Source organism: Shewanella sp. MTB7 (genome assembly GCF_027571385.1).
In the GTDB taxonomy this organism is placed as follows: Bacteria; Pseudomonadota; Gammaproteobacteria; order Enterobacterales; family Shewanellaceae; genus Shewanella.
This window is the reverse complement of record NZ_CP085636.1, coordinates 5,926,042-5,937,382: the sequence shown is the minus strand read 5'-3', so window position 1 is coordinate 5,937,382 and position 11,341 is coordinate 5,926,042. Positions and strand designations below refer to the sequence as shown.

Genomic DNA, 11,341 nt, shown 5'->3' with positions numbered 1-11,341 from the left:
GTTTGTTGCACCGAATTGATGCATTAATTAGATGAGTTTATTTAGAATCGTTGATTGGCTCGACAATCAAGCCAATATTTTCACGACAAATAATCCTGACCTGAGTACCAGCAGCAATCTCACTACCATCACCAAGTGCGGACCATTCAGTTCCCTGAAATTCGATACGACCTGCATGTTGAGCAGGCCCAATAGCCTCTTTCACTAAAGCTATTTTATTGTAGATATCCAACTCCTCATCAGTGTTATCCACATGAGAGTCGCCGCCAATGAGTTTTTGAGTGACTTGTCTGAAACCAAGCAGCAAAACAATAGAGGCGATAAACCAGAGCGTGAGGCTTTGGACTATCCCCTCGACGAGACCTATGCCTAACGCCGATGCCACCACTAAACAGGCGCCACCGAGTAAGATCACAATCCCACCTGGTATTACCAATTCAGCCAACATTAAAACCAGTCCAATACAGCCCCATATCATGATGGGATTCGTTAACTCCATATTTCCCCCTGAAAATGTGAGTAATATATATCCACTATATCAGCTGAACTTCACTCGTGCGACATAATATGTCACCTATTTATACCACTTAAGTGTAAAGATACTTAGCTTACAGCCTCAAAGCCTAATTCAAGATTGATAATCGTAGGGATAAGAATAAGGTTTTTTGCTTCAAAAGATATAAGGAAATATCATGTTTAATAATAAGTTGATGTAAATTGAAACATAAAAAAGGCGCTTAGTGCGCCTTCGATTTATTAAGTTTCAATTTTTAAGCTAACCGGAGGTAAGCGTAAAGGTTAAGCTAGTAGCTTTTTAGCTGCAGCTACTACGATAGAAACAGCACTGACTTCTGTTTTCTTCATGGTGGCTTCATCTGGGATCTCTTGCTGTGTACGGTTAACAATGACACCTGCAACACATGCTGCACGCCATCCTTGAGAAGCACACATAGTAAATAATGTCGAAGACTCCATTTCGTAGTTAAGCACACCTAAATCCTGCCACTCTTGCATAGAGCCTTTAAACTGACGTGTTATACGACCAGACACTGTGTCGTAACGCTCTTGACCCGGATAGAAGGTATCTGAAGACGCTGTGATACCAACGTGGGGTTCAAGTCCAGCTTCACGACAGGCTGCAACCATAGCTGTTGTACATTCGAAGTTTGCTACTGCTGGATATTCCAGAGGTGCAAAATGCAAACTAGCACCATCTAAGCGAACTGATGCTTGAGTAACGATCACATCGCCAACATTGACATGTGGTTGAATCGCGCCCGTGGTTCCAACACGTAAAAAAGTACGCACACCAAGTTGAGCTAACTCTTCGACCGCAATAGAGGTTGATGGTCCACCAATACCTGTTGAACAAACAACCACAGCCTTACCGTCTATATAAGCTAAGTAACTGGTATATTCACGGTGACTTGCAAGGAACGTCGCTCCCTCCATCAATTCAGCAATTCTTTTAACTCGTTCAGGATCGCCTGGTACAATCGCTAGGCTAGCCCCATCCAACATTTTTTTGGTCAGTCCTAAGTGGAATACATCTGACATTATGAAAACCCCTTTCAATTTAGATTATAAACTTCTTATTTTTCGACTTTAACCTAGTATCGAAGCCAATAAGGTTAACTTGATCACACTTTGCAGGGCAATAGGTAAATGCTTTGCTGTAATGTAGTTACTAAATCGATTTTTCCATGTCAAATTATGATTTAGAATAAAACATTAATAAGCAAGTGTTTTGTCGCTATTTTCCTACCAGCACTACCCGTATAGATTGTTAAAAAACAATCTAAATTTTGTTGACCTATATCACGTTATTAGCTTAAAAATCACGCTACTTTAGTTGGGGATTAGAGAATAAACAGAGAAAGGGGTTGAACTTATGTTTCCAGAGTACAGAGAACTCATCACTAAATTGAAGACAAATGACGCACACTTTTTAAAGGTGTTTAATAAACATAATGCGCTAGATGATGAGATTAAGGAGTTGGAACAACATAGCTCAACCGCCTTTACTAATGAAGTTAGGGAGCTTAAAAAGAAAAAATTACATATAAAAGAAGAACTTCACAGCATACTAAAATCACTACAAAGCCATTCTTAGACAAAACGTTGGGAAATAGGTATAAAAACGGGCGTTATACGCCCATTTTTAATGCCACAAAAATACATTAATCAACGCAATGCTTTGATTAACTCTGCACTTGAATCGAAGTTATGTACCTCTATTACCTTTAAGTTATCAAGCAAGATTAAACTTGCCATATCCTCTTCTGATGGCAGTAACTTAGTCATCTCTCCTTCTCTATCGAGTCCCATGGGAAAGGGGAGGTCTTTCATCTGTGGGATAGCCACAAACTTCGCAATAAGTGAAGGCATTCCACTTATATCGGCAATATAGACTTGAGTGGCTGGAATCTTCTCTGCGCCTGAAACCTGCAACTCTAGCGCTTCTTTAATTATGTCTCCGCCTTTCATATCGTGACTAAAGAGTAGTACTAGCGTGTTAGCGTTAACTTCAACGGCATTTTCAAACTGATCTTCTAACTGTATCGGAGTCACTTGATCACCAGCCTGATAAGATGACGCTTGAGCAAAGCTAGCAAGAAACATACAGCTAATAAAAATGAGTGTTCTCATATTTGATATCCTGTTTAGTAAAAAAATAGCCATAAGAGTATCCGACTCTCTACCAAACCTCATGGTTGAAATCGTTAATCCATGATCCCCTTCACGCAATATGTAGATAATCGGTGGATAAAATATCAGTTCCAAAAGATTTAAATGTTAGTAAGCTAAGTGGATAAAACCAACAACCAAGAAAAAAATAGGACGACACATGAAGGAAGATCAACTAGAGCAGGAGCTTCAACAACTACAAGGTGTTTACACCTTACTCTATGAATTTTTAGTTCAGTATAGTTTTCAGATCATAGGTGCATTTTTAATTTTTCTACTTGGACTTTGGGTCGCTAACAAGATATCAAACCTAGTTGCTGGCCAACTGAAAAAACACAATATAGATATCACGTTAAGTAACTTCGTGACTAACTTACTAAGAATATTGATCATCGTCATGGTCGGTATTGTCGCCCTAGGTAAGCTTGGGATCAGTATTACACCTATGGTTGCAGCCATCGGTGCCGCCTCGCTAGGGGCTGGCCTGGCGCTACAGGGGATGCTATCAAACTACGCTGCAGGCATCACGATTATCGTCACTCGTCCTTTCGTTGTGGGTAACACTATCAGTATCAAAGACGTTACTGGAGTGGTACAGGATATTTTTCTGGGAATGACGGTACTTATCAATGAAGAGGGGGAACAGATAAATATCCCTAATAAGCACATAGTCGGCGACATACTGCATAACTCTTTTGCCAATAAACTGGTCGAGACCAACTTTAATATCAGTTATAAAACAGATCCAGATGAAGTCATTGCCTTAGCAACGGAGGTGATAAAGCAATCCCCTCTAGCTCATAAAGAGCAAAAGCCACTGATAGGCATCAATAATTTTAATAGTATCGGTATTGAGATAAGTATACGTTACTGGGTTCCTACGCAGAGCTACTATCAAGACAAGTATCAAACAAATCTAGCCATCTATCGGGCGCTTTTATTAGCAAATATAGAGATCCCTTGTCCTGTTAGAGAAGTGCATATAGAGAAACAGTAACTCGAATTGGAAGAGGGCAAAGTTAAGCTGACTCTGCCCTGTTCCCCCCCCCCCCGACAATCAGTAAAGTCTATTCATAACGCTAAAATTCATAAGTAAAACGAATAATCATTATAAGTAATACTCTATCGATTCCTGAAACGAATGCCATCAAAATGCAACCCATAGAAAAACAAACGATTTTGAATTTCCATAGGGAGCACAAAAATGAAAAAATCTCTTTTAGCTATCGCACTTATGAGTACCTTCTCATACGCAAATGCTGCTGACGTTGATAACACTTGGTATGTCGGTGCTGGTCTAGGTCAGAGTAACTACGAGTCAGTAGATGCGGTTAGTCATTTAGGTGACGATAGTGATTTAGCATGGAACGCTATCGTTGGTTATCAGTTAAACAAATATTTCGCAGTAGAAGCTGGCTGGCAAGATCTAGGTACCGATGATGATACTCATCTTTGGGGTGGCCTAGACGGTTCTCAATCTATTGATGTAGATGGCTTCACTCTTGGCTTAGTTGGTACGCTTCCGCTCAACGAAAAGTGGTTCTTAACCGGTGAAGCAGGTGCTTATCAGTATCATTTATCTCACCATATAAGTGCTGATCAATATGTGAGCGCAACAGACACCGCTCCTTACTTTGGTGCTGGTGTGGGTTACAAAATAACCGATGCCTTAGAGATCTCAGCAAAATATCGTCGTTTCGCTAATGTCGATGAGTCTGCATGGAACACTGCGAATATGGATGCGCAGACAGTCGGCCTTCAGATGGTATATCGTTTCGGTGTTAAACCTATTCAAACAGCAGCCGTAGTGTTACCCGCTGTGATCGAAGAGGTTGAAGAGGTTATTGTTGAACCAATCCCTGAGCCTGTTTATGAAACTAAGGTTGAGCAAAGCAGTATTGCCGTTTTATTTGGTTTCGACTCTTCAAAGTTGAGCAGTACAGCTGAAACTAAGCTAGATGAAGTGATCCGTATTTCGAGGTTAAATGACAACGATGTGATCATGCTAGATGGCCAGTCAGATAATCAAGGCCCTTCTGCTTATAATCAAAAACTGTCTGAAAAACGTGTTCAGCAAGTAAAAGATTACCTCATCACCCATGGCGTAGAAGTTAAGAAGCTAGAGACACAAGCTTCAGGTTCACAAGGTGAACATGGAAATACCCTCGCTGATCACGCTCTTGAGCGTCGAGTTACCATTACTCTAACCAGTGAAACACAAGTTATAGCATCTTAAAATCCATTTAAGATGACAAGAATGCACTATTGATTGATCGTGTTAGCGCACATTAAATACCAGAGTTATAAGGAATCTAATTGTCTAAGGAATGGATACTCTGGTATTTAACATTCAAAGCATAAGTAACACTCAGAGCACAGTGATTGTGGCATGATCTAGGGATTAGATTTAGATACTCTGATATTTAACAGCTTAAAACATAAGGGACACTCAGAGCACATTGAACGTGAATTGACCTAAGGATTGGGCACTCTGATATCGAATGGCTTCGTTACCTTGAAAAGGACGTCAAAGGGAAATGTAACATCATGACAAGGTCTGCTATTTCGATTTTGTCAGCTTAATCTCCTCAGATTAAGAAAATAGTTTGTGATCCCAAAGGCCAAGGATGGCCTTTTTACCTTTTATAATCTTTGCTGATGTCAGCATTTCATCTATAGTCGACTCGTTATTCCTCCAGCTTAGAGTTAGAACGACGCGATGTCTCTAGAGAGTAAAATCAACCAACTAAAAGATTGCGATCTTAATCTGCTAATCGCTTTATCAGTATTGCTTAAAGAAGCTCATGTCAGCAAAGCTGCCAAAGAGCTAGGATTGTCACAGTCAGCCATGAGTCAGATACTCAAGCGCTTACGACTAATGTTTGCCGATCCTTTACTGGTTAAAAGTCACAATGGAATGACACTCACCAATAAGGCTAGTGCTATAGAGCAAGAGCTAAAACCTTTGCTAAACAATGTCATCAGTATATTGGAAGGAGATAGTTTTAGTCCTGCCACAGCTCAAGGGCGAATTCGAGTCATGATGAATGATGTTCTTGCTCAGCTGTGTATCACTGATTTGATTTCAGAATTAGATAAGCATGCGCCTGGTATTGAACTGGAGTATATGACACAGAAAACTGATGGTTTTAATATGTTAAGGCGTGGATATCTAGATCTTATTGTTGGTTTTTATGACACAGTTCCAAAGCCTGTACGCAGCCAAGGCATTTCAAGATATCCTTGGCAGCTCGTTACACTCGATCACAATGCCCCTGAATATATTGAAAAGATCATCGATGCCCAAGACATCATAGAGGAGAGCCCATTCAAACTCTTGAGGTATCAATATCAAGAACATAATCAAATTCATATGATCAATGCACTCAAAACAATCAATGTCAAAGAGGGGTCTTACGCGCTAACATCCGGCTCCTTAAGCACCATGACTCAGGCGCTAACAGCACCCAATACGGTGACTTTATTACCACATTACTCAGTTAAAATTTTTGAGAATTATCAAGCCAAAGATTTTATCTGGCTGGGTGATACCATTGAGTTAGAATTAAAGGTTTGTTGGAACGAGCACCAGAGAAATCAAGAATTACAGAAGTGGTTCAGAACATTATTATCATCGATTCTCATTAAGCGTTTGGTAGAGTAGAGTATTGATAATTAAAAAATTTTCATGCTAATTAATGGCTAGGTGATATATATGAATCATTCTGATTTGAAGATAATTAAAGAATGTGACCTTAATTTACTGCTCAGTTTAACGGTATTAATTGAGGAAGAAAGTGTTTCTAAGAGTGCTGAAAGACTCGATATATCTCAACCTGCTATGAGCCAAAACTTAAAGAAAATACGTAACTTGTTTGCTGACCCTTTATTCGTCAAACAGGGTCAAGGTATCAAGGCTACTGAAAAAGCACAATCTCTATTACCCCAATTACAGGAGTGGCTAGAGATGAGTAGTAGATTGATTTTACAGAAAATTTTTGATCCAAAAGAAGTTCATGGTGTTGTTCGCATTGCCTTTATCGATAGCATGACCTCTGAAATTATCCCTCAGCTCCTCGAGATGGTTATGTTGGCAGCGCCTAATGTCGAGTTAGAGTTTCTTCATAAACCTAAAGATATGTTTTCCATGCTGGAATCTGGGGAGTTAGACCTCTGTATTGGTGGTACTGAATTACCACCTGCCAATATTTATGGTCGTCGTATTGGTTTGGAAAAATTTTGTATCGCCTCTAGTCCGACTCACCCTATCAATCAGTTAACTAATCCAAATTTGGCTGATATCTTCAGTTTCGACACTGCCGAATACTCAGCATCAAATGCCGCTGAAGCCCAAATAACCCAGCTAGCGCAAGCAAATAACTTAAATCGTAAAATTAGCTTCTCAACCAGCTCTATGTTAGTGCTTTGCAATGGATTATTAGCCGGAAAGCATATCGCTTTTATCTCTGACGTCACCACTCAAAACCCCTATTGGCAAGAAAAACTAGCCATTGTGACTCATCAAGAGTTGCCTCAAGTCGAGAGCACTCTTTATTGGCATGCCAGAGTACATCAAGATCCATTAATACAGTGGCTTAAGAACCAATGCCTCATTTTAGCCAGTGGAGCCAAAGAGCAGGAATTATTATAGTCCCCTTTGCCACTCCTTTCTTAGGCTTGTTTGCAACGGATGGTTAATGGCTTGCTCAACCTCAGATACTAATCTCGCTTTATCTTTACCTAAAACCCCCTTAAGCACTAGATAGTTAGAGGCATGATCCGAACGAAATATAGTTTTATCCAACTCAAGATGACTAAGCAGAGTATGCATTTCGCTAAATAGTTCAGCTTGGTTTGGTAGCGAGAAATGACCATCGAAAGCTGCATCCATTCGATCTGTACCTAAAGGTAACGTGACCACTAGAGTAGACAGATATTCTGGTTGTGCCGCATTCATCAAGCGAGCAGAGCTTATAGCATGTTGTTCTGAAAGTTCACTGCCACCTAAACCATTTAATATCATCACTGAAGATTTAATTCCCGCCGCCTTTATCTTTAATAGCGCCGCTAATGATGATGCATAGCTTTCGCCTTTCTCGATACGCTTAAGGACCTCATCATTACCACTCTCACAACCTATGTAGAGTAGCGAAAGACCTAGCTCTCGCAGTTTGCTCAATTGTTCAGGGGTCTTATTTTTAAGGTTTCTTGGTAGGCAATAACTACTAATTCGAATCACGTTAGGTAAGTGCTCGCGGATCAACAAACAGATCGCTTCTAAACGTTCAAAAGGCAGACTCATCGCATCGCCGTCAGCGAGAAAAACCCGAGTGATATTTTGGCGAGTACTGACAACAGTCTCTATATCTTCCAAGATTTTATCTAACTTTTGCGCACGAAATCGTTTCTGGGGAGCGGTATACATGTCGCAGAACGTGCAGCGATTCCAACTACAACCATTGGTCACTTGCAGTATTAATGATTTCCACTCAGATGGTGGACGAAATACGGGTTCAATATAGCGTAACAAATTTCATCTCTTCTACCTTGACAGAGCACTAGAGTACAAGCGGTTCAAAGAGAATGATACGGCTACATTAACCTTAATTTAATTTTGTTTTAATTAGCTTTGGTTAAACTAATAGCACTCAGAATAGAGACAAAGATTCTGAAACTCTCCACATACCTTTAGGTATCACGAGATACACTTAACCGTGTTAAAAAACAGGTGCATCGGCCTGCGTACGTCAAATAAGAACCAGACAAACAAACCCATAAGCTCAAGACAGGCGAAGCGCTAAGGATTTAGTGAGTCAATAAATCACTGACACTCAGCTTACAACACCTGCATCGATTTGATCATCGGCGCTTATATGTCACTGTTTGTACCTTGGTAAAGCCAATACAGGTTTTAACCCTTGCTAGCACAATGGATTGAGTAGTAGAGCTGATACCAAGTTAATGAATAAGCTTCTGAGTAGCAGATGCCCTTATCAGTAAGGGGCACCCAAAGTTGGTGCTCCTTTCATTTTCCATCACTCCTTACAGGCGAGTTTTAGCACGTCCGATGTAGTGTTAACGAGCCTAAACCTAGTTCAACTATGTTCCCGACATACTTAAGACATTTCCTTCATATATAGAGGTCAGACGTTGTGATTGTCGTTAATGCACGACTTAATTGATTGTGGAGGTAGAGTAACGCATGGGGCTGGTACTGAGGATGCTAGAGTCGAGGGCAATTAATGACCTTGCCTAAGAAGCGCTAAACTATCGCAGAGGGATCACATCTTTATATCGCTTGGTATTCATTGACTTGAATAGTAAAGGGAGATAAAAAATGGCTACTTTTGCAAGTAACCATGTCCATTATTTACTTGATAAACGCAAATGCATCACCATAGAGGTGATCTTCCTCTACGCCTATAGCGCGGAATACTTCACGAGCAGCACCCACCATATCGAAACGTCCGGCAATATAGATGTCATAGCCATTTAGGCTAACGTAGTCAGCTTTGATTTGGGCTAACAGATTGGCCTTCTTACCTTTCCAGTCCCCACCCGCTTCTTCGAGAACGGGGACGAAATGTAACCATGGGTGTGCATCGTGCCATGCTCGAGCTATTGCTTCGTAGTACATAGCATCTGCATTACGACAGCCCCAGTAGAGGGTAGTTGGAACTCTTTGATCCAATGCGATCTGGTGTTCGATAATACTCTTGATGTAAGAGAAACCAGTACCGCCAGCGATTAATAGTCTTGGGCGTGTACTTTCATGGCGCAGGTGTGCTTCCCCACCAGGTACTTCAACCTCAATACTTGTGCCGTTTTTTAGGCTCTCTTTCATACGCTCTACAACTTGCATAGGATAACTTTCGCTGACGGCTGCGCCGATGTGTAGTTCGATATGTTCAGCATCAGGTGCCGATGCGATAGAGAATGGACGCTTATCCTTTTCACCCATAACGACACACAAGTACTGACCTGCTTTAAATTCGAAAGCAGTTTCAGGTTTAAGAATGATTTGGTATACCGCATCATTAAACGGAGTAACTTTCTCTATCTGACAACGAATAGTGTTCATCTAACTTCCTTTTGTAACCTCTCTTTTGGAGGCTTAATAGATACGTATTATAGAATTATAGGGTAGGCGAATCATCTATGCCTAAGTCGGCCCAGATCTGGTCAACCTTATCTTTCACCGCTTGGTCCATCACAATAGGTGTGCCCCATTCGCGGTCGGTTTCACCTGGCCATTTATTGGTTGCATCCATACCCATCTTTGAACCTAGGCCGGCAACCGGAGAGGCAAAGTCGAGGTAATCAATAGGGGTGTTCTCTATCATTACAGTATCACGCTTAGGATCCATACGAGTCGTAATAGCCCAGATGACGTCATTCCAGTCACGGCAGTTGACATCTTCATCGACGACAACAATAAACTTGGTATACATAAACTGGCGTAGGAAGGACCAAGCCCCCATCATTACACGCTTAGCATGGCCAGGGTACTGTTTACGTATTGAGATCACGGCCATTCTGTATGAGCAGCCTTCAGGCGGCAGATAAAAATCGATAATTTCAGGGTACTGTTTACGTAAGATAGGCACGAACACTTCATTGAGTGCTACCCCTAGCATGGCAGGCTCATCAGGTGGACGACCAGTATATGTGCTGTGGTAGATGGCGTCTTTTCTATGGGTAATATGGGTTACCGTGAAAACAGGGAAAGAGTCAGTTTCGTTATAATAACCTGTATGATCACCATAGGGACCCTCTTCAGCCATTTCATTAGGATCGATATAGCCCTCTAAAATGATTTCGCTGGTGGCGGGGACTTCTAAGTCACAGCTAAGAGCTTTACATACTTCGGTACGTTCGCCGCGCAGTAGACCTGCAAACGCATATTCGCTCATCGAATCAGGTACTGGAGTGACCGCACCTAATATCGTCACAGGGTCGGCGCCTAGTGCGACCACAACCGGATAACGCTCACCTGGGTACTTCTCTTTAAAATCTCTAAAGTCCAATGCGCCGCCTCGATGATCGAGCCAGCGCATAATCAGTTTATCTTTGCTCAGTAGCTGTTGACGATAGATACCTAAGTTCTGACGCTTCTGGCGAGGTCCCTTGGTGATGGTTAATCCCCAAGTTACCAGCGGTGCAACATCTCCAGGCCAGCAGTGTTGGATAGGGAGCGTGGTGAGATCGACATCCTCTCCCGTTTTGACGACTTGCTGACAAGGGGGATTACGTACTGTCTTAGGTGGCATGTTCAGAGCTTGTTTGAACATAGGGAGCTTAGCGATTGCATCTTTAAACCCACTAGGAGGCTCCGGCTCTTTGAGGAAAGCTAGCAGTTCACCAACTTCTCTTAATGCGAGAGGATCTTCTTTACCCAATGCCATAGCAACGCGTTTTGGAGTACCGAAAAGGTTAACTAAAACAGGCATGTCATTGCCTATAGGGTTTTCAAATAGCAGAGCAGGGCCCTTGGCGCGTAATACGCGATCAGCGATCTCTGTCATTTCAAGATTAGGATCGACTGGATGGGTAATACGCTTAAGTTCACCTTGTTTCTCTAGGTGGTCTATAAAACTGCGCAAATCCTTAAAACTCATGTGGAAATAACCCTGATGATAAATGTGATATTGCG

Annotated in this window: 11 protein-coding genes; 5 read left to right on the top strand and 6 right to left on the bottom strand. The window is 41.5% G+C overall.

What is annotated here, in order from left to right; all coding sequences use genetic code 11:
* Positions 1-37 precede the first annotated feature (37 nt).
* Positions 38-499, bottom strand: a complete 462-nt coding sequence (locus HWQ47_RS25820; protein WP_269968812.1) for an NfeD family protein — start codon at positions 497-499, stop codon at positions 38-40.
* A 299-nt stretch (positions 500-798) separates the two neighbouring features.
* Entirely contained in the window at positions 799-1,557 is a 759-nt protein-coding gene (udp, locus tag HWQ47_RS25815) for a uridine phosphorylase (RefSeq protein WP_269968811.1), read from the bottom strand.
* A gap of 334 nt (positions 1,558-1,891) precedes the next feature.
* Here udp and HWQ47_RS25810 point away from each other — a divergent pair, with 334 nt between their 5' ends.
* Positions 1,892-2,113 (top strand): YdcH family protein, encoded by a 222-nt coding sequence (locus tag HWQ47_RS25810; protein WP_269968810.1) that lies wholly within the window; start codon positions 1,892-1,894, stop codon positions 2,111-2,113.
* 71 nt (positions 2,114-2,184) lie between these two features.
* Here the strand turns inward: HWQ47_RS25810 and HWQ47_RS25805 are convergent, their stop codons facing one another.
* Complete coding sequence (locus HWQ47_RS25805) at positions 2,185-2,649, bottom strand: hypothetical protein (RefSeq protein ID WP_269968809.1); 465 nt, start codon at positions 2,647-2,649, stop codon at positions 2,185-2,187.
* Between the two features lie 199 nt (positions 2,650-2,848).
* On the opposite strand from HWQ47_RS25805, the gene HWQ47_RS25800 reads away from it, so the two are divergent.
* The 4 genes from HWQ47_RS25800 to HWQ47_RS25785 all read left to right on the top strand — a co-directional run bounded on the left by HWQ47_RS25800 (position 2,849) and on the right by HWQ47_RS25785 (position 7,339).
* On the top strand, positions 2,849-3,685 hold the full coding sequence (locus HWQ47_RS25800) for a mechanosensitive ion channel family protein (RefSeq protein WP_269968808.1): 837 nt from the start codon (positions 2,849-2,851) through the stop codon (positions 3,683-3,685).
* A 207-nt stretch (positions 3,686-3,892) separates the two neighbouring features.
* Complete coding sequence (locus HWQ47_RS25795) at positions 3,893-4,924, top strand: outer membrane beta-barrel protein (RefSeq protein WP_269968807.1); 1,032 nt, start codon at positions 3,893-3,895, stop codon at positions 4,922-4,924.
* Positions 4,925-5,407: 483 nt separating this feature from the next.
* On the top strand, positions 5,408-6,352 hold the full coding sequence (locus tag HWQ47_RS25790; protein ID WP_269968806.1) for a LysR family transcriptional regulator: 945 nt from the start codon (positions 5,408-5,410) through the stop codon (positions 6,350-6,352).
* A 51-nt stretch (positions 6,353-6,403) separates the two neighbouring features.
* Positions 6,404-7,339, top strand: coding sequence for a LysR family transcriptional regulator (locus tag HWQ47_RS25785; RefSeq protein ID WP_269968805.1), 936 nt, complete (start codon positions 6,404-6,406; stop codon positions 7,337-7,339).
* On the opposite strand, the gene HWQ47_RS25780 is transcribed toward HWQ47_RS25785, so the two are convergent.
* The 3 genes from HWQ47_RS25780 to ubiD all read right to left on the bottom strand — a co-directional run bounded on the left by HWQ47_RS25780 (position 7,334) and on the right by ubiD (position 11,306).
* A complete protein-coding gene (locus HWQ47_RS25780; protein WP_269968804.1) occupies positions 7,334-8,218 on the bottom strand; it encodes a radical SAM protein in 885 nt (294 codons plus the stop codon). The genes HWQ47_RS25785 and HWQ47_RS25780 overlap by 6 nt on opposite strands.
* Positions 8,219-9,058: 840 nt before the next feature.
* Complete coding sequence (gene fre / locus HWQ47_RS25775; protein ID WP_269968803.1) at positions 9,059-9,769, bottom strand: NAD(P)H-flavin reductase; 711 nt, start codon at positions 9,767-9,769, stop codon at positions 9,059-9,061.
* 55 nt (positions 9,770-9,824) lie between these two features.
* The gene (ubiD, locus tag HWQ47_RS25770) at positions 9,825-11,306 is read right to left on the bottom strand and encodes a 4-hydroxy-3-polyprenylbenzoate decarboxylase (RefSeq protein WP_269968802.1); all 1,482 of its coding nucleotides are present in this window, start codon (positions 11,304-11,306) and stop codon (positions 9,825-9,827) included.
* Positions 11,307-11,341: the final 35 nt, after the last annotated feature.